The following is a 20,756-nucleotide window of genomic DNA, read 5'->3' on the forward strand; positions in this document are numbered from 1 at the left end:
ATCTAGCCACAGGAGTCACCCGTGAGCCCGATATCTTCGCAGATCTCTGCCGCCCAGCACGCACTCGATACCGAGCCGCAGTACATCGATGCGCCCCTGTCGGCGGCCGCCGCGTTCCTGGTCCTCGTCGTCAAGGACGATGCCGCGTCGATCGCCACCGTCCGCTCCGTGGTGGCCAGCATCGACGACCTCGTCAAGAACGTCAGGATCCGGGCCAATCAGGCAGTGTTCACCTGCAACGTCGGGATCTCGCATCGCGTGTGGGGGGCCCTCACCGGGAAGCCCGCGCCCAGCGAGCTCGGGCCGTTCCGGGAAGTGCGGGGCGCCACGCACACGGCGGTGGCGACAGCGGGCGATCTGCTGTACCACATCCGTGCCGACTCCACGGACCTGATCATCGAGTTCGAGAAGATTCTGCTCGAGGCCTTCGGCGACTCCGTCACCGCTGTCGACGACGTAGCCGGCTTTCGCTACTTCGACGGACGCGACCTGCTCGAGTTTATCGACGGCACCGCGAATCCCGACGGTCTCAGCCTGCCCGCCGCGACGATCGTGGGCGACGAAGATCCGGCCTACACCGGCGGCAGCTATGTCGTGATCCAGAAGTATCTGCACGACCTGTCAGCCTGGCGCGCGCAGACCGTGGAGGCTCAGGAGGCGATCATCGGGCGCACCAAGTTCGACAACGTCGAGTTGCCGGACGCAACAGAAGGCCAGAAGTCGCACAAGACACTTTGCACGATCGAAGACGCCGAGGGCGAGCACGACATCCTGCGCGACAACATGCCGTTCGCGGTCCCCGGCCGCGGCGAGTACGGCACCTACTTTATCGGCTATTCACGTCATCTCTGGGTGATCGAGAAGATGCTGGAACGGATGTTCATCGGCAACCCTCCGCCGCTGCACGACCGGATCCTGGACTTCTCGAAGGCCGTCGCCGGCGTGACGTTCTTCGCACCGGCCCGCAAGTTTCTGAGCGACCTGGCCGATTGACGGGGTGTGCACGTCCAGAGACTATTTGTTGTACTGAGAGAACGCGCGCCAACAACGTCACGGAGGCAACATGGCACCTGATCGAATCATGTTTATCCGGCATGCGGAGAAGCCCGACGCCAGCGCGGGTCTCGGGATCGAAGCGGACGGCAAGGCCGACGAAGAAAGCCTCGCGGTTCGCGGCTGGCAGCGTGCCGGTGCGTTGGCGCGATTCTTCTGTCCGATCGACGAGGCGCGTTCCGAGCGTCTCACGCCGGCCACCGTATTCGCCGCGGGAAACGGTCCTGCCAGCAAGAGCAAGCGCTCGATGCAGACCGTCACGCCTCTCGTTGCGCTGCTGCGGCAAACATCGCAGGTGAACTACATCACGGCGTACCTGAAGGAAGACGGGGCAGCGCTCATGACGGACGTACTGACTCAACGCGGCATCGTGCTGATCGCGTGGGAACACAAAGTACTGCCGCCGCTAATCGGACACGTGCCCGGCGCGCCCACGGTTCCTGCTGCATGGCCGGATGAGCGCTTCGACATGGTTTGGATACTCGATCGCGCCGAGGGCCGATGGTCATTCTCGCAACGTCCACAATTGCTGCTCGCGGGCGATCGCGCCGAGCCGATCAGGTAGCCCTGCCGGTATGAGCGAATACGTAGCCGTGGTGGCTCGTCAGTCCGCGATACCCGAAGGTTTGCTCCCGATTAACTCGCTCAGTGCATCGCTCACGGTTTCCAGCAGCACAAAGCGCAACTGGCTTCGTGCATCGACGGGGATGTCCTCGAGATCCGGGCATTACGCGCGGGCAGCAGTACCGTACCGATACCGGCGCGCAACGCGGCCAGCACCTTTTCCTTGATACCGCCCACCGGCAGAACGACACCACGCAGACTGATCTCGCCCGTCACCGCGCAGTCGCTGCGCACGGCTCGGCCCATCAACAGCGATGCGATCGCACTGAATATGGCCACCCCGGCACTGGGGCCGTCTTTCGGGACCGCGCCGGCCGGCACGTGGACATGAATGTCGCGCTTGTCGAAGCCCGTACAGTCGATATGCAGCGCCTCGCATTGCGACTTGACCAGGGTCAGCGCGGCCTGGGCACTTTCCTTCATCACGTCGCCCAACTGGCCGGTCAGCACCAGCCGGCCCCCGCCGGGCGTGCTGCTGGCTTCGATGAAAAGCAGTTCGCCGCCAACGGGTGTCCATGCCAGGCCGGTCACCACGCCGGGCAAACTGGTGCGCATCGCCATCTCGCGCTCAAAGCGGTGATGCCCCAATATCGACGACAAACGATCGGGCTCGATCCGTTCATGCGTGGCCGGGTCCTTCGGCAACGCGCAATGCAACAGAGCGGAATACCGAGCCGATCTGCCGCTCCAGGCTGCGCACGCCTGCTTCGCGCGTGTAGTCGCGGATGATGGCGCGCAACGCCTCGTCGCTCAGTTCGCATTGTGCGGTGGTCAGCCCGCACGCCTCCAACTCGCGTGGAACCAGGAAGCGCCGGGCGATCTGAAACTTCTCAGCCTCGGTATAGCCGGGTAAATCGAGAATCTCGAGGCGGTCCCTCAACGGCCCGGGAATACCTTCGAGCTGATTGGCCGTGGCAACGAACACGACAGCGGAGAGGTCGAACGGCACACCCAGGTAGTTGTCCCGGAAGGTGGCGTTCTGCTCGGGGTCCAGAACCTCGAGCATCGCGCCTTCGAGGTCCAGGCTCAAGCTATCGGGCGGCACGCCCGGTAATGCGACCACGATCGCCAGCCGGCCGTCCTGCTCGAACACCTCGATGGGCGGCTCCCATACCGGCGCCCGCGCATGCTGCCCCGCTAAACGGAAGAACTGGCGATGCATGCGCTCGGCGCGCTCGAGTGCGTCGACGGCGGTTTCCCACATCATGGTATGGCGGGTGAAGGTCACGGCTGGCTCCCTGCCTGTTCTGTCAGCCCAACGCTGGCTGTCCATTTATCAAAGGCCAAGCTCGCACGCGTGTCAAGTCAGCACAGACGAATGCAGCGAACGCGAGGCGCCGTGCCGGGATTGCGCGTCGCGCGCCCGGGCCGGTAACACCGCACGTGACAGCACCCGCTGCGTGTCCGAGCCATGCTATCCATTCGTTGTGGTTTGGGCTTTGGACAGTGCCTCGACCAGCTTCAGCAACTCCTTCAATGCGTCTTCTGCAACCGCCAGGTCCTGGTAGGTAATCGCGATCAACGTAGACATGACATGTCCTCAAGAGAGTGGAGGTTGGTGATCAGACGTGAATTCGGAGATGACAGCTACGCCGTCCGCGCGCCTCAGGCCAGCGGGTCCAGAAGTCGATGTTGGACCAGTTGATTATAGTCAGGATGAACGTGTGCGATAGAGACCGAAATGTCGATGTGCTTATCAATTCGCCCGATAGTTACTATCGCTCTCAACGCCTATTGATGCGAGCGGCTAATCGCGGCGAGAATGTCAAACAGCTAGCTCTCTCTGGTGTGGCCATACTCGTTTCATCGTCCCGATGCCCGCCTTTTCTCTGACTCCCGCCGAGCGCGCCGCGCTGCGCACCCAGGCGCAGGCGCTCAAGCCTGTCGTCCTGATCGGCGCCGAAGGGCTGACTGATGCTGTGCTCGCCGAAATCGACGACCACCTCGCAGCGCACAATCTGATCAAGATCCGCGTGTCGGACGACGACCACGGCGCACGCGATGCAATCTGCGAGCAGATTTGCGACAGTCTCGATGCCGCCCCAATCCAGCATATCGGCAAGCTGCTCGTGATCTGGAAACCTGAAGCGAGCGAGTCCGATGCCATGCATGGCGTGCATGGCGTCCGCACGGATACCGGCATGGCGAGGAAAGGTGCTGCGCCGCGCGTCGTCAAGGTCGTCAAACGCTCGCCCAATGCACCGGCGATACGTCGTTCGAAGCGTCGGAAACTGGTGGTCCGCGGTAACGAGCGCGTGACCGCGGGCGGCAACGTCAAACGTGCGAAGAAACGCCAGACGAGCGCGAAGCGCCAGAGTCAGGGCCATAAGTAATCCACACGCCGATGGCCCGCGAAGCATTTGCAACGCGGTCTCGTGCGCATTGCACCGGTACTTCCTTTGGAGCAGTATTCATGCGTGACGCCAGTGCACTTCATCCGAAAGGCAACCTGTAACGCATGAATTTTTTCATGAGAGGTACTTTACGATGACCCAACAATTGATCGTCGCGGTTTTCAGCAACGTGACCGATGCGGAAAAAGCTGCCGCGGATTTCCGGACCCTCGAGGGAGAAGACGCGAACTTCAAGATCGGGAGCGGCGTGATGGTTCAAAAAGACCTGGCCGGAAAAGTAAGCCTGCTCGGCACGAAGACACAGCCATTCTGGGGCGTTGTAATCGGTGCCATAACGGGCGGCCTGATTGGCATGCTCGGTGGACCGTCCGGCGCCCTGCTCGGTTTCACGATCGGGGCGAGTACCGGCTTAGCCGGCGTTGCACTCGTCGACATACTGGATCATGAATTCGTCGACTCCGTCGGCGGCGACTTCGCGCCGGGATCTTTTGCAATCATTCTCGAGGTTCGCGAAGCGACGCCTGAAGCGCTCGACAAAGTCGTTGCCGCTCATCACGGAATCGTCTACCGCAAGCCACTTGGTACGTGAGCCGGGCAAGCGCAGTGCACCGGCCTGATAGGGTTCTGGATTGACGCATCGGACATAAAACCGTCCACGCGGCCTGTTATGATCGCATCCATTCCGGATTGACGAAAATGACCCAGGTACTCGATGAAGGAGAGGTGGCATGAGCGGCTTGCGAACCATGATGAGTCTGTCGATCGTATACGCGTGTTTTCTGGCCGGCTGCACGTCGACCGTGGCGCAGCAGATTAAACCCGAAGACGTATCGGACTTTAGACCCGGAGTGACGACGGAGCAGCAAGTGCTTGCCAGACTGGGCACGCCATCGTCAACGACCATGCTGCAAAATGGATCGACGTTCCTCGTGTATGCGTCCACCGAAGCACGGCCGCTCTCGGCGATGTTTCTATCGAACATGAATCCAACAGTGGGCGGCAACAATGCCGCGCCTACCTCCACGATCAGCTTCGAGTTCGGACCGGACGGCATACTGCATGCCTCGAATACCGTTTCCTCGGGCTTCGCTCCGCAGACGCCCCGACAACCGTAAGTACACGGGTGCGGGAAGTTCACCTGTTCCCCGCCCTGAAGGACTGAGGATCACACTCGCCGAAGTACCGAGGCGCACTCACGCTATCGGCGAGAACGCGCACGCCAGGACATGGCGCTCGCTCCATCAGATCCTTACATCCAATCCCCAACTTCCTTTCATTTACACCCCAAACGCATCCTTACGTCATCTTCAGGACATCCGCATACGGTTTTACTGAAGAAATCGAAGCGCCTTGCCGTATACGCATGTGCTGCCAGCGATATCGGCACTCCCCTTCTGGGCCTCACCCAGCCCAATCCCTGCACAACTTTGCAACTGGCGCGAGATGGATAATTTCTTACAAACAATCAGGTTCAAAATCATTCTCGCGTTTGGTGTGTGCGTGATACTCATGGCTGCGATCGGCCTGTTTGGAACACTGAAGCTCTCCTCCCTCAATGCGAACGTGGCCAACGGATACTCCGGCAATACGGTCCCGATTGCCGATTTGTCGGAGGTACGTCAGGCCAGCTCGGATATTCGCCTTCAGTTGAGACGAATTCAGGTGTATCGCGATCAGGGAAAAACGAGCGAAGGGATTGAAAAAATTCACCGTGACGTAGAGCGTATCAACAAAGCGTGGAACCACTATTATCCCAACGGTATTTCCAGTAATAAGGAGCGCGAAATTGCGGAGAGGGCCAGGAGCGCCCTGCAGGAGACGCTCGCAACGAGCGACCAGGCAATGCTTGCCCTCGGTTCCGGCAGCTACGACGCAGCCGCTCCTTTGATCGAAAAAATAGGGATGAGCGGCGATACCCTGGCAGCGGCGCTCAGTGAAGACGCGGCGCTGAACCTGGCTCAGGCCCAGCAGTTCGTTGTCGACAGCGACGCGACGTTCAGGACCACCTTCTGGATCAGCATCGCCCTGCTCGTCGCCGGCATTGTGATTGCTGCCGGCGTGTCCGCTTACCTGCTGCGGGCGATCTCGCAGCCGCTCAACAAGGCGGTAGATCTGGCGAACCACATCGCAGACGGCAAGCTTGAAAATCGGATCTTCGTCGATTCGCGGGGCGAGTTCGGTCAGCTTCTCGAAGCACTGGGGAGAATGGACAGCAAGCTCGCCGATACGGTTCGCGGAATCAAAACGTCGACCGAGTCCGTGACGGTCGCATCGCGCGAAATCGCCAGCGGCAACCTGGATCTGTCTGCCCGCACCGAGGAACAGGCGGCGTCGCTTGAAGAAACCGCGGCCAGCATGACGCAGTTGACCGAAACGGTGAAGCAGAACGCCGACAATGCCCGCCAGGCGAACGCACTGGCGACCAATGCAACGGGCATGGCCGATTCAGGAAACGACTCGGTTCAGGTCATGGTCGGGACCATCGGTCAGATCAGCAGCAGTTCGAGCAAGATTTCCGAAATCACCGGCGTGATCGAAGGCATTGCTTTCCAGACGAACATCCTTGCGCTGAACGCAGCCGTTGAAGCCGCACGGGCCGGCGAACAGGGGCGCGGTTTTGCCGTGGTGGCCAGCGAGGTGCGAAGCCTGGCCCAGCGCTCGGCGGCCGCAGCCAAGGAAATCAAGGAGTTGATCAGCTCGTCCGTGACCATGATTCAGGACGGCGCGAAACAGGCCACCGAAGTCAGCGCCACCATGGGGCAGGTCAAGCAGGCCATCAAACAGGTTTCCGACATCGTCGGCGAGATTGCCGCGGCCTCTGAAGAGCAAAGCCGTGGCATCGAGCAGGTGAATCAGGCCGTGGGTCAGATGGACGAAGTGACCCAGCAGAATGCGGCCCTGGTCGAAGAGGCAGCAGCAGCCGCGCAGTCGCTTGAAGAGCAGGCGACCAGACTGAAGGACGCCGTTTCCGTGTTCAGGCTCGCCGACACGGCGCAATCCCCGGCACGCACGGCGATTGCGCAGAGCAAACCGCGCTTGCCTGCTTCCGCGATTGCTACCACGCGTCGCGTCGAACCCACCCGGCCCAAGCTTGCTCCAACCACCATGACTGACAGACCCCCCGCACTCGCAGCCGATACGGCGAAAGCGGACTGGGAAACTTTCTGATCGAAAAACGGCGGCGGCGCACTAACCTTGCTGCGCCTGCCAGCCTAACCCGAGGCTTTTCTGTAGCGACACAAAGTCCTTCAGCAACTCGGCCTGCCCCGCGACAACATTCTGCTGCGCGGTGAATTCCGTGCGCTGCGTATCAAGCAGATCGATCAATGTGGCGACGCCCGCGGAATAGCGCTGCCGCATCAGCGTGGCCGAGTGAGTTGCGGATGCCTCCACCTTTTGCAACGTGACGACGTGCTCGCGCTGATGCCCATAGCGCGAGAGCGATGAATTCGCGTCCTGCAACGCGCCGAGCACCGCTTTCGTATAACGGGCCTCGGCTTCGTCACGCGATGCTTCGGCCGCGTGCACGTTACCCAGCGTGCGCCCGAAATCGAGTGCATTCCATTGCAAATAGGGAGCGCCGATCCAACTGAAATTGTTCTTGCGCACGAGGTGGCCCGGATCGCCCGCACTGAAGCCGATATCGCCGAGCAACGTCACTTTCGGGAAAAAGTCGGCAATGTGTTCGCCGATCTGCGCATTGCTCGATGCAAGACGCCGCTCCGCCGCACGAATGTCGGGGCGCTGTTGCAGCATCACCGACGGATCGCCGACGGCGACCGTCTCCGGCAACACCGGCAGCGGCCGTGCGGCGGCAAGCTGTGCGTCCAGCGCGCCCGGTTCACGGCCGGTCAGCACGGCCAGGCGGTCGAGCGAATCGGTTAGCTGCGCATCGAGTGGAATCAACGTCGCACGCGTATTCTCGACCTGCGTGGTCAGGCGTTCGACATCGATGTCCGCCGCCGTGCCGCGTTCGCGCCGCTGCTGCGTGAGCGTCAACATCTTCTGTTCGGTTTCCGCCTGACGCCGCGCGAGTTCAAGCCGCGTCTGCTGATCGCGCAGTTCCACGTAGGTCTGCGCAACTTCGGCTGCGAGCGATACCTGGGTGTCCGCAAGATCGGCGTCGACCGCTTGCGCATCCGCCGACGCCGCTTCGATTGCGCGCCGTGTGCCGCCAAACAGGTCGATTTCCCACGTTGCGTCAAATCCCGCGGTGTAGAGCTGCAGCGGACCGCGCCCCGTCGACGAGCCACTGCCGCCTGAGGAGCTCCCCGAACTGAGCGAACTCAGATCGGGTTCGCGCATGCGCACCGCGGCGAGCGTGCCCGACACCTTCGGCAACTCGTTCGCACGCTGCACCTGCAACTGCGAACGCGATTCCCGCAGCCGCGCCTGTGCGATATGCACGTCGGGACTGTGCGCAAAGGCGGCGGCAATCAGATCGTTCAACTGCGGGTCGTTGAACGCGAGCCACCACTGATTCGGTGCAGGCGTCGCGGCCATGCCGGAGGCCGGTGTACGCACAAAGGTCGCGCTGTTGCGGGCGTCCTGTGCAACCACGGGCGCGCCGTGATAATCCGGGCCGACCGTGCAAGCCGACAAGGCGGACAGAAGCGCGGCGGCGGCCAGTGCGAAACACGAGGGGCGAATGAACATCATGGCGGGATAAGAAGACATTAGTGTCCGGCGGACGAAGGCGGCGGCGCATTGCGGCGCGGCGTTTTCAGAAGCAGCGCAAGCGGAATACAGGCGAGCAGCGCGATGCCGAGCAGATAGAAGGTTTCCGAATAGGTCATCACGATGGCCTGCTGCTGGATTTGCACCCCGAGTTGCCCAAGCGCGCGCATCTGCGAGTACGCCATGTCCCCCGTGTGGGCGAACCAGTTCGCCGCGCTCCCCGCCAGACTCTCCTGGCCGATCAGCGAATTGGCGCTGACGGACTCGCGGATCATCGCGGTATGGAACGTAGTGCGCCGGTCGATCACGGTACCGATGATCGCAAGGCCGATCGACCCGCCGAGGTTGCGCGCCATGTTGTATAGACCGGCGGCGTCGCCGGAATCTTCGCGCGACACGGCCGCCATCGACGCCTGATTGAGCGGCATCATCGCGAGCATCTGGGCGGTGCCGCGTATCAGTTGCGACCAGACGAAATCGTGCCCGACGCTCTGCGCCGTCAGGCTAATGTCGATCATGCAACTGATCGCGTACAGCACCAGCCCGGTGATCACCAGCACGCGGAAATCGACTTTGCCAAGCAACCGCGGCAGGATCGGCATGATCATGAACGCGGGCAGCCCGGAAAGCAGCATGATCGCGCCGGACTGTTCCGCGTTGTAGCCCGCCACCACGCCGAGAAATTGCGGCACCAGATAGGACACGCCATAAAGCGCCGCGCCGACCGCGGACACAATCACAATCACGCTCGCGTAGTTCGGGTTGCGCATCAGGCTCAGGCGCACGATCGGCTTCTTCGCGGTCATTTGCGAAGCGGCGATCAGGAGCATGCCGAAGACCGACAAGCAGGTGAGCGCGACGATCATCGAGGATTCGAACCAGCGCTCGCGCTGACCTTCCTCGAGCACGACCGTCAGCGAACTCAGGCCGATCGCGAGGCCGACGATGCCGAGCCAGTCCGCCTTGAGAAACGCCTCCCAGTGCGGCCGGTCCGACGGCAGACCGACGATCAGCAGGGTCATCAGCGCCAGACAGATCGGCAGATTCATGAAGAAGCACCAGCTCCAGCTGATGTTCTCCGCGAGCCAGCCGCCGACCACCGGCCCGAGCAGCGGCCCGAGCAGCACGATCAGGCCGAACATGGTCATGCCGACCGGCAACTGCGATAGCGGCAGGCGCGTACGGATGATGGTCTGCGCCGTTGGAATCAGCGCACCGCCGGTGAAGCCCTGGCCGATGCGGCCGGCGATCATCATGGGTAACGTGTGCGACCAGCCGCACATCATTGAAAACGCGATGAACAGCGCGGAATTCGCCAGCAGGAAATTGCGCAAGCCGAACACGCGCGTGAGCCATGCCGCAAGCGGAATCATCACGATTTCCGACATCAGATAGCCGGTTGAAATCCAGGTGCCTTCGGTGCCGGTAGCGCCGATTTCGCCCTGAATCTGCGGCAGCGCGGAGTTCGTGATCGAAATGTCGAGCGTCGCCATCAAGGCGCCGAGCGCACCTGCGGCGACGGCGATCCAGTCACCGACGCTGGCACGCTCCTCAGCGTGCGGTGCGGCTGGCGTGGCGGTTCCCGGCTCAGCCACGATGATTCTCGGCATCGATGCGCGCGTCGCGATCGCGCGCGGAACGCGTGTCGACATCCACGGTTACCGAGAGTCCCGGCAAGAGCACGCTACGGGTCTCCGCACCCGTGTCGATGCGAATCCGCACAGGCACCCGTTGCACGATCTTCGTGAAGTTGCCGGTGGCGTTTTCCGGCGGCAGCAACGCGAATTGCGAACCTGTGCCAGGCGAGAAACTGTCGATCACGCCATGCAGCATATGACCGGGCAACGCGTCGACGTGCAATTCCACCGGTTGGCCGACACGCATCCGGCCCACCTGCGTTTCCTTGAAATTGGCCAGCAGATAGGTACTCTGCACCGGCACGACCGTCAGCATCCGCGTGCCGGGCTGCACGTACTGACCAACCCGCACGGTGCGATCGCCGATCTTGCCGCCGAGCACGCTGCGCACCACGGTGTTGTCGAGATCGAGTTGCGATTGCTGCGCGCTTGCCTCGGCAGCTTCAAGTTGTGCGCGTGCCTGCGCGAGCTGCGCGGTGGCCGAGCCGATTTGCGAGCGCGCGGCGGCAACCGCCGCGGCGTTCGCCGCGAGCGTGGCGTTTGCCTGATCACGGCTGCTGGTCAGTTCCGCCAGCCGTTCACTCGTTTCGGCGCCGGTTGCGACGAGCGGCGCGTAGCGCCGCACTTCGTCGCTCGCATGGTGGGCGTTCACTTGCGCCACCTGCTGCTGCGCCTGTGCCTGCGCGATATTGGACTGCTGCTGCTTGATGTCCGCCTGCGCGCGTTCGATGTCGGCCTTGCGCGCATCGATCGTGGCCCGCGCCTGGTCGAGCGCGACCTGATACTGGCGGGCGTCGAGATGCACCAGCGGGTCGCCGGGCTTCACGACCTGGTTGTCCGCGACGTAAACTTCGGTGACGTAGCCGGCGATCTTGGGCGCGACCGTAACGCTGTCAGCCTGCAAATAGGCGTCGTCGGTGGTTTCGATAAAGCGCCCCACCGTCCACCAGCGGGCGAACCAGACCGCCCCGACAATCAGCGCGACGACGCCGAGCGCGAGCAGCACCGTTCGCCGGCTGGGACGCCTGGTATTTGACACCGGCGTGTCTTCAGCCGGTAGCGGACGGGAGGGAGAGCCTGCGGTGGTTGACATCTTGTTGGTCCAATTATTTCTGTCCGGCAAAATTATTCCAGTTGGTACAATTGTGTCAAGTGATATATTTCGGAAGAAATCCTCCCAGAGGATCTGGTCCGGACGCCCTTCCCCACAAGGACTTCCTTCGGGGCACTCCCGCCAGGGGAATGCTTTTGGGGCGTAGTGAAAAGAAACGCGGAGAGCAATGCATGAACACCGCAAAGAGGCTGCGCCGTCCGCCGGAAGGCGGCTATGCGCGCGGCGACGAAACGCGTCAGCGGATCATCGAGGCGGCGGTCGAACTGTTCGGTGAACACGGTTTTGAGGGCGCGTCGACGCGCGATATCGCGGCCCGCGCCGGTGTCAACGCACCCGCGCTGCAGTATTACTTCGAGAACAAGGAAGGGGTGTATCGCGCGTGCGTCGAAGCGCTCGCCGACGATGCATGGAAGACATTCGGCCCGGCCATCGCGGATGCGCAAGAAGCGTTGCGTGAAAACGCCGGCACCGCGGCGCTGATCGAGGCCTACATCCGCATTCAGGGAGCGGTGGCCGACGGCGTCTTCGCGAAAGGCGACAATCGCGGCCGGCGGCTTTTCTTCGCGCGCGAGCAGGCCGGACAGGAACCCGAAAGCGCGACGCAGATTCTGGCCAGCCGAATCCGTCAGCCGCTCACCAATGCAACAGCCGCGCTCGTGGCGCGAATTTCCGGGCGCGCCGCCGATGATCCGGTCACGCTGATCCGCAACTTCAGCCTGCATGGGCAGCTGGTTATTTTTCACGTCGCGCAACGCTCCACGCTGTCGATGCTCGGCTGGAAAAGCATGGATGCAGAGAAGATGGAACAGATCAAATCGACCATCCGCGACCAGACGCGCATCCTGCTTGAACAATGGAGCCGGGAAAGTGACGAGGGGTGCGCCGCTGCCGCGCCAGGCACGGGTAAGGGAAAACCGCGCAAGCAGCCGTGATCCCGTCACGGCTGCATAACGATCTTGCTAGAATGTCAGGTCACGCAAGGGCGAATTTTACGAATCCGGCGATTTGTCGCGTGGATGTTGCCCGAACTTCGGTTCGCGCAACGGCCCTCACATCTCATAGGAAGACATGGATAATCCTAGCCGCTCGGAGCGATCCCGAAACACCGCGATCAAGGCGGCATTCGTCATCCTGACGAGAGATGGTCCGGGTGGACTTACCTTCGACGCGCTGTCGCGCGAAAGCGGAATCAGTAAAGGCGGCCTGCTCCATCAATTCCGTACCAAGGCCGATATCCTCAAGGCGCTACTCGCTTATCAGCGGGATCAATTCAAGTCGTTCGCGAATGATTTCCTGGCCGCCAAGGGAGACTCGCTTCGTGAACCCACCCTTTCGTGTCAAATCGCCGTAACCCGGGAATCGATTAATCAGCCGCACTCCGTGGCGAGAGCGATTCTCGCCACACTCGTGGAAGATCCCACGCTGCTTAGCGACGTGCGCGACGACGACGTCGCGCGGACAAAAGCGATACGCAGCGAGGCCGAAGATCCCGACATGGCGCTCGTACGGCTGATGGCGGCGCGAGGATTGGCGTACGCCACACTCCTCGGACTATCCCCGGTTTCAGACCGGCAACGGGAGCGGCTTTTCAAGTTGCTGCTGGATGAAGATCGATGGACGTCCGAGGGTTCTTCCAAGTCTGAACAGAGCGCGGCGTAAGGGTTGCCGCCCACCTGGATCGCGCGCGGGAGGTAGACTCAAGGCTCGCGTTGTCGTAAGAAACCTCCTTTTATATCAAGACAAAAGTTCGGTCTGGAAGATGTGTTTACCCGTGCGGCAAGCCAGCGTTTAAGCAACCGGCTCACCAACGTGTCAACGCCGGTGAGCCAGCGAGCGCACCAGCCAGTCGCCCGTCATCTGCACGGCCTGCACCAGCACGACGAGCACCACCACCGTGGCGGCCATCACCTGATTGTTGAAACGTTGATAGCCGTAGCGGATCGCCAGATCGCCGAGCCCGCCGCCGCCCACCACACCCGCCATCGACGAAAAACCGATCAGCATCACGACGGTCAGCGTGAGCCCTGCCAGCAGCGACGGAAACGCTTCGGGCAGCAGCACCTTCTGGATCACGTGGCGCGCGGTGCCGCCCATTGCGACCACCGCCTCGACTCGGCCACGGTCGATCTCGTCGAGCGCCGCCTCCACAACGCGTGCAAAGAACGGGATCGCGCCGATCGACAGCGGCACCACGGCTGCCGAACTGCCCAGCGTCGTGCCGACAATCGCCCGTGTCAGCGGAATCAGCGCGATCAGCAGCACCACGAACGGTACCGACCGGCCGACGTTGACGATCGCACCGAGCACAGCCCCGAGGCGCGGCGCATCGAGCGCGCCGTGGCTGCGCGTGACGAACAGCAGCACGCCGAGCGGCAAGCCGATCACAAGAGTAACGAGCGCGGCCAGCGCGACCATGTAAAGCGTTTGCGCGGTGCCATTGAGCACCAGCGGCACGATGTCGGTCCATGCATCGAGATTCATACGCGCTCCGCCCTCACCCCGCGATCGTTCAGAAACGCCAGCACGCCGCCGAAATCGAGACCGCCTTCCGGCGCCTGAAAACCGACTCGCAAACGGCCGACACGCTGTCCGCCGATGGCTTCGACGCCGCCGCCGAGCAGCGTCACGCCGATCGAATGCTGATGGGCCAGCGTGCTGAGCACGGGCGAAGCTTCGACGCTATCGGTGAAAGTCAACTCGGCAACCGCGTCATGCCCCTGCGACAGCCCTGCACACGCGGGCAACAACGACCTGCCGAGGCGCGACGCGGGATTGCCCAGCAAAGCCGCCAGCGGCCCGGCCTCGACCACTCTGCCGGCTTCCAGCAGGGCTGCCGAATCGCAGATCGACTTGACGACGTCGAGTTCGTGCGTAATCAGCACGATCGTCACGCCGAGACGCTCGTTCACACCGCGCAGCAACGCGAGAATCTGCTGGGTGGTTTCCGAATCGAGCGCGCTGGTCGCTTCGTCGCACAGCAGGCAGGACGGCTGCGCCGCCAGTGCCCGCGCGATCCCGACGCGTTGCTTTTGGCCGCCGGACAACTGCGAAGGAAATGCATGCGCCTTATCGGCGAGCCCGACCAGGTCGAGCAGTTCGGCGACCCGCCGGGCACGTTCGGCGCGCTTCATGCCGACGATCTCCAGCGGCACCGCAACGTTGTCGGCGACATTGCGGGCATGCAGCAGATGGAAGTGCTGAAAGATCATGCCGATGCGTTGCCGCTGCTGCCGCAGCGCGGCAGCGGAGAGCGCCGTCAGTTCTGCGCCGTCCACCCAGACGCGTCCCGAGGTGGGGCGTTCCAGCAGATTCAGGCAGCGAATCAGCGTGCTCTTGCCTGCGCCGCTGCGCCCGACGATGCCGAAGATCGAGCCGTCGGCGATCTCCAGCGAGACGCCGTCGAGCGCGGTGAACTCGCCGCTGCCCGAGCGATAGACCTTGCGCAGATCCTCAACGCGGATCACGCGCCGCTCCCGGCCGGATGCACCGGAATCACCGAGCCACGATAGTGGTCGAGGATAAATTTCGCGACTTGCGGCGAGTCGAGCACGGCCGCGAGGCGCTTGATCCGCGGATCGTTCGCCAGCTGCGGCGTGGTGACAACCACGTTCGCGTACGGATTGCCTTCCACCTTTTCGAGGCCGAGCGCGTCTTTGGCGGGTACGAGCCCCGCCTCCAGCGCGTAGTTGCCGTTGATCACCGCGAGATCGACGTCGTCGAGCGAGCGCGGCAGTTGCGGCGATTCGATCTCGATGATCTTCAGATGCTTCGGATTGGAAACGATATCGCGCGGCGTCGCGAGACTCGCTTCGCTGCCGGAGATACCCGGCTTCAGCTTGATCAGGCCTTGCGCCTGCAGCAGAAAGAGCGCGCGGCTCAGATTCGTCACGTTGTTCGGCACCGCCACCGAGCCGCCGTCCGGCACCTGGGTGAAGCTCTTGTGCTTATGCGAATAGACGCCGAGCGGCTCGATATGCACAGTCGCGGCCACCGCGAACTTCTTGCCGAGCGCCTGCTCCTGCGAATGCAGATACGGCACGTGCTGGAAATAGTTCGCGTCGACGTCGCCGTGCGCGAGCAGTTCGTTCGGATTCACGCCGTTCGCCACCTCGATCACGTTCAGCTTCAGATCGGGTGCGATCTTCTGCACGTAGGCCAGGATTTCGGCATGCGGCACCGCGTCGGCGGCCACCCGCAGCGGCGGTGCATCGGCCGCGCTCACATGGGCGGCAAAGGCGATGGCCAACACGGCAAAGGCCGCGCTACGAACGAGACGGGTCATCACTGAACGGAGCATGGAAGTCCTGGCGCTAGAAAGGTTGAACGACACGCAGCCGGCGGCCGCGCGTAAAAGACACTGCAAGGAACCGATTGGACTGGGCTCAGGCAGGCTGTGCGCCGAGCACATCCTGGTAGTGACGCTGCGCGACATCCGGATGCGAGCGCAAGCGCCCTTTCAGATAATTCGGGCCGACATCGTGAAACAGCGGATTGTCGGGATCGCTCGCCGGACCACGCGCCTGGGCTGCAAGGGCCGGCGGCAAACTCAGCAGCGGCACCGTCGCATCGAGCCGCGCGCCGAGAAAGAACGCGATCGACAAACGCTCGCTGCCGACCGGCGGACTCACCACCCGATGCACGGTGGCACGCAAATAGCCATTGGTGGCCAGCTCCAGCAGTTCGCCGATATTCACGACGAAGGTGCCCGGCAGCGGCGCGGCGTCGATCCACTGACCGTCGTCGGTGGCGACTTGCAGGCCGGCCTGGCGGTCCTGCAGCAGAAAGCTCAGGAAGCTCGAATCCTTGTGCGCGCCAACGCCCTGATCGCTTCTCGCCGACTCGCGGCCCGGGTAGCGAATGATCTTGATGTGCTGGTTCGGCGTATCGCCGTAGACCGGTTCGAATGCGTCCTCAGGTTGCTCGAGCGCCGCAGCGAACGCGCCCAGCAAACGGATCGCCACGCGCGTCAATTCGGCTTGCCAGCGCAGCAACACAGGCTTCAGTTCGGGCAACGTAGCCGGCCATTGATTCGGCCCTTGCAGACGAGTCCATACCGGCACACCGTCACCCTGTGTAATCGGCGGCCGCTCGGCACCGATATCGAACTGCTCGCGCCAATCGGGCTGGCCGCGCGTCAGTTCGCCGCCGGCTCGCGTATAGCCGCGGAACTGCGCGGAGCGCACCATATCGAGCGCGCGTTTTTCCGCTTCGGGTAGCAGAAAGAAGCGCCGCGACAGCGTCTGTACCGAGTCGATCAGCTGCGCGTCGACGCCGTGGCCGCGCAAATAGAAAAAGCCGATATCGCGCGCGGCCTGGCGCAGATTCGCCAGAAACACGGCGCGCGCCTCGGTGTCGCCGTGATCGAATTGCGCCAGATCGAGAATCGGCAATGCCGCCGCGATGATGTTGTTTGCCTCGGTCATGAAGTCGTGCCTTGCCGGAGATGCCAGGCGATCCGGCGGCACATGCATGCCACGGACGTGCTTTCACTTCACTTCGCGTCGCACAGCTAGCCGGATTCGCCGGTTTCAAAAAAGGTCTGAAACTGCGAATCGATGCTATCAGCGGCGCTGAATGCGGCAAACCAACAAATCACGCTTTCGATATGCGTGAATCAACGGGAGACATTTGTTCCTGGCACGCACGACTGTTTGTCCATGGCGGGTATTCGAAATCAGCGCCAATGCGCCTAGATTTGATCCCTATCGGAGCCACCGGCCCGATCAGCATCTGATCCCAAGCATCCAATCTGGAGTTCAACCATGAGCACGTCACAAAAAGTCGTCGTTATTACTGGCGCATCACAAGGCATTGGCGCTGAACTGGTCAGCGCATTCCGCAAACTCGATTACCGCATCGTCGCAACCGCACGATCGGTCAAGCCCTCGGACGATCCTGATATCGTCACCATCGCGGGCGATATCGCCGATCCGGCTACCGCTCAGCGCGTGATTTCCGAAGCCGTCGCCCGCTTCGGGCGCGTCGATACGCTGGTCAACAACGCCGGCATCTTCCTTGCCAAACCCTTCACGCATTACACCGCGGAAGACTACGCGGCCGCCATCGGCGTGAATGTCTCGGGTTTCTTCTACATTACGCAACTGGCTGTCGCGGAGATGGAAAAGCAAGCCAGCGGTCACGTGGTCACCATCACGACCAGTCTGACCGACCAGGCCATCGAGGGTGTACCGTCGGTACTGGCGTCGCTCACCAAGGGTGGCCTGAACACCGCCACCAAGTCGCTCGCGATCGAATACGCGAAAAAGGGTATCCGCGCCAACGCCGTTTCGCCAGGCATCATCAAGTCGCCGATGCACGCGGGGGATAACCACGCGGCACTTGGCGCACTGCACCCGATGGGCCGTATGGGTGAAATGAGCGATGTTGCAGGCGCTGTGCTGTATCTGGATTCGGCGCCGTTCGTGACCGGTGAAATCCTGCACGTGGACGGCGGCCAGAGCGCCGGCCACTGATGGCCGATCGCTGATCACTCCCGGGCGCCGCCGGCCGGCGCGCTTCAAGTCAATCGACGATTGCGGAGGGCGACATGCCTATCGTCACGCTTCAGGTTACCCGCGAGGGCTCCAAGCCCGGCAACGATTCCGTCACTGCCGACGAAAAAGCCCAGCTCATCGCGGGCGTCAGCCAGTTGCTGTTCGATGTGCTAAACAAACCGCTCGAGGCGACCTTTGTCGTCATCGAGGAAGTGGACATCGAGAACTGGGGCTGGGGCGGATTGCCGGTCGAACTCTATCGCAAGCAGCAACGCCTCAAACCCTCCTGAACAGCGGGACGTGTCCGCCCGATCATGACACGTCCTGTCTCGATGACCTTCGCGCTATATCCTGATATTCTGTACGGTCCCTTGTTTCGCACCGAAGGCGATCGCGCCGCCCGTTGCGTTCACTTTGCGGCCGTACCGGGCGCCGTTCTGCCCGAGCAGAAAAGCGCGCTATCGAAGGTCGTCGAGAGTCCATGCAGCGTCAATTTGAAGATGTCCTTCTGGGCAGTATCGAACTGTTCTGTCTTGCGGCCGAACTCGAGAGTTTTACGCTTGCTGCAACCGCGGCGAGCGTCACGCCGGCTGCCGTCAGCCGCTCGGTCTCCCGCCTCGAAACACGCCTGAATGTGCGCCTGTTTGTGCGAACCACCCGGCAGATCCGGCTGACGGATGCAGGAAGGCGGTACTTCGAACAATGCCGCCAGGCGTTGAACCTGCTCACCGATGCCGAACGCGAAGCAACCGGCCAGCAAACCACCCCGAGCGGCGTGTTGCGCATCAGCATGCCGACACCGTATGGGCACTATCGCGTTCTTCCTCTGCTAGCGGACTTTCGTGCGCGCTATCCCGACGTCACGGTCGAAGCACACCTCAGCAACCGCAATATCGACTTTGCGGAAGAGGGCTTTGACCTTGCCATCCGCGGACGTGCACCGAGCGACTCCGGTCTGATCGCGCGAAAGATCGAGGATGCGGAACTGGTGGTCGTCGCCTCGCCGGCTTACCTGCGCCGCGCCGGCAAACTGGAGACGCCGGAGGATCTGATCCATCACGACTGCATCCAGTACGCGCGGCCGAGTACCGGCCGCAATCTTCTGTGGGTGTTCAACCAGGAGCGCAAGGAGACGGAGATGACGACGCACGGCGGTTATGGATCGTCGGGCGACGTGCTTTCCGGAGTAACGCTGGCCCGCCACGGAGCGGGCATTTTTCAGACCTACCGTTTCATCGTCGACAAAGACATCGCCGCAGGCACGCTCAACGAATTGCTCATCCCTTATGGCGGTTGTTCGCGACCCTTCGTTCTGATCTATCCGCACGCCCGACATCTGTCGTCGCGGGTGCGGAGCTTTGTCGACTTCCTGATGGAAAGACTGGGATCGTAGTGGGTCAGTCACGCCGCGAACACGCGACGCGCGTTGTGCGTGACTGACATCGTCCGATTCGGCGCTCGCGCCGGCTAACGCATTCGCGCCCATTGAGCGAGACCGGCACAGATCACCAGCAGTGCGCCGGTGACGAAAAACACCGAGTGCAGTCCAAACAGAACCCCGATCTGGCCGCCGATCACCGGGCCGACCACCTGGCCGCTGAACTGGGCCGATTGCAGATAGCCGAGCATCTGGCCGGTTCTGCTTTCGTCGACGGACTGTCTTGCAAGCTTGGCAATGGCAGGCAGCAAGCCCGCGAGCGTCATCCCCATCAACACACGTAAGCCGGCGAGTTGCCACCACTCGGTCACGAACGCTTGCGGCACCATCACCACACCGGTGAGCACCAGGCAGCCGATGATGACATTCCAGCTGCCGATGCGATCAGCGAGCGCACCAAGCCGCGCTGCTGTCAGGATGCTGCCCAACGCGGAACACGCCATCACCACGCCGGCAATGCGCGCCAGATGATCCGCATGCACATTCAGGCTGCCGATATAGACGGTAATGATCGGCTCGATCGACATATTGGCGAGCAGGACCATCATCGCCGTCACCAGGATCGTTGCCACGACCACGTAGTCCGTGCGGCGAGCCGGTGCGCTGGTCGTATTGATGCCCCGCCCCCTCGCGTCGGTGGCCGGATGAAAATCCTCCTTCACGACGAAGATGGTGAGCAAGGCGGCGACGGCGATCATCGCGCCGCCGGCGAAGAACGTACCGCGGATTCCAATCCAGCCCGGCAGCAGTCCGCCGATCAATGGTCCAATCAGGTTGCCCGCGAGCGCGCCAGTGGACAGAATCCCCAACGCCCAGCCGGCCCGCTCGCGCGGCGCCTGCGTGCCGACCATGACAGTGGAAGCCGAAGCGTAACCGCCCACAAGCCCCGCGATCAAACGCAGCGCGACCAGTTCGTAGACGTTATGCGCCATGCCGATCAGCGACATCACGATCGCCATGCCCACCGCCGCGCGAATCAGCATCGGCTTGCGGCCGTAACGATCGGCAAGACGCCCCCAGAGCGGCGCGGTCACCGCGGTTCCCAGGAACGTCGCGCCGAAGGCAACCCCGGACCATTGGATAACTGCCGACTGGGATTCGACGCCGAGCTGGCGCACGTACAGCGGCAGGAACGGCAACAGCATGCTCAGACTGACTAGCGTGGTGAACGACCCGATCACGCAGACCGCAAGGTTGCGCCGCCAGTAAGTCTCGTTGCGCTCGGCATAGCCGCGCAAGGCCCCCTGGAAAGGGTTGGATGGGGAATGAGCGACCGCCTGTTCCATAACTGCCTCCCGAATACGGGCACCTGCTGGATACCCTGCCAATAACGTGAGTCAGTCTAGATTGAATCGAATTACGGGA

At 62.4% G+C, this 20,756-nt stretch carries 19 protein-coding genes and 1 pseudogene; 11 read left to right on the plus strand and 9 right to left on the minus strand.

Going from position 1 to position 20,756, the window contains the following annotated elements; all coding sequences use genetic code 11:
* Nucleotides 1-21 precede the first annotated feature (21 nt).
* Nucleotides 22-993 carry a Dyp-type peroxidase gene (locus GH665_RS34615; protein WP_217361928.1) on the plus strand — a complete coding sequence of 324 codons (972 nt, stop codon included), beginning with the start codon at nucleotides 22-24 and terminating at the stop codon, nucleotides 991-993.
* Nucleotides 994-1,063: 70 nt separating this feature from the next.
* The gene (locus GH665_RS34620) at nucleotides 1,064-1,618 is read left to right on the plus strand and encodes a phosphoglycerate mutase family protein (protein ID WP_153141569.1); all 555 of its coding nucleotides are present in this window, start codon (nucleotides 1,064-1,066) and stop codon (nucleotides 1,616-1,618) included.
* Nucleotides 1,619-1,657: 39 nt separating this feature from the next.
* Here the strand turns inward: GH665_RS34620 and GH665_RS34625 are convergent.
* Nucleotides 1,658-2,698, minus strand: a pseudogene (locus GH665_RS34625) (S16 family serine protease); the annotation flags it as partial.
* 793 nt (nucleotides 2,699-3,491) lie between these two features.
* On the opposite strand from GH665_RS34625, the gene GH665_RS34630 reads away from it, so the two are divergent.
* The 4 genes from GH665_RS34630 (at nucleotide 3,492) to GH665_RS34645 (ending at nucleotide 7,199) form a co-directional block, all read left to right on the plus strand.
* A complete protein-coding gene (locus tag GH665_RS34630; protein WP_153141570.1) occupies nucleotides 3,492-4,010 on the plus strand; it encodes a YhbY family RNA-binding protein in 519 nt (172 codons plus the stop codon).
* Nucleotides 4,011-4,176: 166 nt separating this feature from the next.
* Complete coding sequence (locus tag GH665_RS34635; RefSeq protein WP_246216462.1) at nucleotides 4,177-4,620, plus strand: DUF1269 domain-containing protein; 444 nt, start codon at nucleotides 4,177-4,179, stop codon at nucleotides 4,618-4,620.
* A gap of 139 nt (nucleotides 4,621-4,759) precedes the next feature.
* On the plus strand, nucleotides 4,760-5,146 hold the full coding sequence (gene bamE, locus GH665_RS34640; protein WP_153141572.1) for an outer membrane protein assembly factor BamE domain-containing protein: 387 nt from the start codon (nucleotides 4,760-4,762) through the stop codon (nucleotides 5,144-5,146).
* Nucleotides 5,147-5,474: 328 nt separating this feature from the next.
* Nucleotides 5,475-7,199, plus strand: coding sequence for a methyl-accepting chemotaxis protein (locus GH665_RS34645; protein ID WP_153142449.1), 1,725 nt, complete (start codon nucleotides 5,475-5,477; stop codon nucleotides 7,197-7,199).
* Nucleotides 7,200-7,220: 21 nt separating this feature from the next.
* Here GH665_RS34645 and GH665_RS34650 read toward each other — a convergent pair whose 3' ends face one another.
* The 3 genes from GH665_RS34650 to GH665_RS34660 are packed head-to-tail and all read right to left on the minus strand — an operon-like array spanning nucleotide 7,221 to nucleotide 11,438.
* Entirely contained in the window at nucleotides 7,221-8,690 is a 1,470-nt protein-coding gene (locus tag GH665_RS34650; RefSeq protein ID WP_153142450.1) for an efflux transporter outer membrane subunit, read from the minus strand.
* Between the two features lie 17 nt (nucleotides 8,691-8,707).
* Nucleotides 8,708-10,318 (minus strand): MDR family MFS transporter, encoded by a 1,611-nt coding sequence (locus GH665_RS34655; protein WP_153141573.1) that lies wholly within the window; start codon nucleotides 10,316-10,318, stop codon nucleotides 8,708-8,710.
* Nucleotides 10,296-11,438, minus strand: a complete 1,143-nt coding sequence (locus tag GH665_RS34660; RefSeq protein WP_153141574.1) for an HlyD family secretion protein — start codon at nucleotides 11,436-11,438, stop codon at nucleotides 10,296-10,298. Before GH665_RS34660 ends, GH665_RS34655 begins: the two co-directional genes overlap by 23 nt.
* A gap of 191 nt (nucleotides 11,439-11,629) precedes the next feature.
* Here GH665_RS34660 and GH665_RS34665 point away from each other — a divergent pair, with 191 nt between their 5' ends.
* Together GH665_RS34665 and GH665_RS34670 are read left to right on the plus strand one after the other, a co-directional pair.
* A complete protein-coding gene (locus GH665_RS34665) occupies nucleotides 11,630-12,391 on the plus strand; it encodes a CerR family C-terminal domain-containing protein (protein ID WP_153141575.1) in 762 nt (253 codons plus the stop codon).
* 136 nt (nucleotides 12,392-12,527) lie between these two features.
* Entirely contained in the window at nucleotides 12,528-13,118 is a 591-nt protein-coding gene (locus tag GH665_RS34670; protein ID WP_153141576.1) for a TetR/AcrR family transcriptional regulator, read from the plus strand.
* A 153-nt stretch (nucleotides 13,119-13,271) separates the two neighbouring features.
* On the opposite strand, the gene GH665_RS34675 is transcribed toward GH665_RS34670, so the two are convergent.
* From GH665_RS34675 to GH665_RS34690, 4 genes are all read right to left on the minus strand, one after another.
* Nucleotides 13,272-13,940 carry a methionine ABC transporter permease gene (locus GH665_RS34675; protein WP_153141577.1) on the minus strand — a complete coding sequence of 223 codons (669 nt, stop codon included), beginning with the start codon at nucleotides 13,938-13,940 and terminating at the stop codon, nucleotides 13,272-13,274.
* Complete coding sequence (locus tag GH665_RS34680) at nucleotides 13,937-14,923, minus strand: methionine ABC transporter ATP-binding protein (protein WP_153141578.1); 987 nt, start codon at nucleotides 14,921-14,923, stop codon at nucleotides 13,937-13,939. Before GH665_RS34680 ends, GH665_RS34675 begins: the two co-directional genes overlap by 4 nt.
* On the minus strand, nucleotides 14,920-15,756 hold the full coding sequence (locus tag GH665_RS34685) for a MetQ/NlpA family ABC transporter substrate-binding protein (protein ID WP_153141579.1): 837 nt from the start codon (nucleotides 15,754-15,756) through the stop codon (nucleotides 14,920-14,922). Before GH665_RS34685 ends, GH665_RS34680 begins: the two co-directional genes overlap by 4 nt.
* A gap of 85 nt (nucleotides 15,757-15,841) precedes the next feature.
* Nucleotides 15,842-16,882, minus strand: a complete 1,041-nt coding sequence (locus GH665_RS34690; RefSeq protein ID WP_153141580.1) for an isopenicillin N synthase family dioxygenase — start codon at nucleotides 16,880-16,882, stop codon at nucleotides 15,842-15,844.
* Between the two features lie 339 nt (nucleotides 16,883-17,221).
* On the opposite strand from GH665_RS34690, the gene GH665_RS34695 reads away from it, so the two are divergent.
* From GH665_RS34695 to GH665_RS34705, 3 genes are all read left to right on the plus strand, one after another.
* Nucleotides 17,222-17,932, plus strand: a complete 711-nt coding sequence (locus GH665_RS34695; protein WP_153141581.1) for an SDR family NAD(P)-dependent oxidoreductase — start codon at nucleotides 17,222-17,224, stop codon at nucleotides 17,930-17,932.
* Between the two features lie 74 nt (nucleotides 17,933-18,006).
* Nucleotides 18,007-18,243: a tautomerase family protein gene (locus tag GH665_RS34700; protein ID WP_153141582.1), complete on the plus strand. Its 237-nt coding sequence runs from the start codon at nucleotides 18,007-18,009 to the stop codon at nucleotides 18,241-18,243.
* Between the two features lie 191 nt (nucleotides 18,244-18,434).
* A complete protein-coding gene (locus tag GH665_RS34705; protein WP_153141583.1) occupies nucleotides 18,435-19,346 on the plus strand; it encodes a LysR family transcriptional regulator in 912 nt (303 codons plus the stop codon).
* Nucleotides 19,347-19,420: 74 nt separating this feature from the next.
* Here the strand turns inward: GH665_RS34705 and GH665_RS34710 are convergent, their stop codons facing one another.
* A complete protein-coding gene (locus GH665_RS34710; protein ID WP_153141584.1) occupies nucleotides 19,421-20,677 on the minus strand; it encodes an MFS transporter in 1,257 nt (418 codons plus the stop codon).
* Nucleotides 20,678-20,756: the final 79 nt, after the last annotated feature.

Source organism: Paraburkholderia agricolaris (assembly GCF_009455635.1).
In the GTDB taxonomy this organism is placed as follows: domain Bacteria; phylum Pseudomonadota; class Gammaproteobacteria; order Burkholderiales; family Burkholderiaceae; genus Paraburkholderia; species Paraburkholderia agricolaris.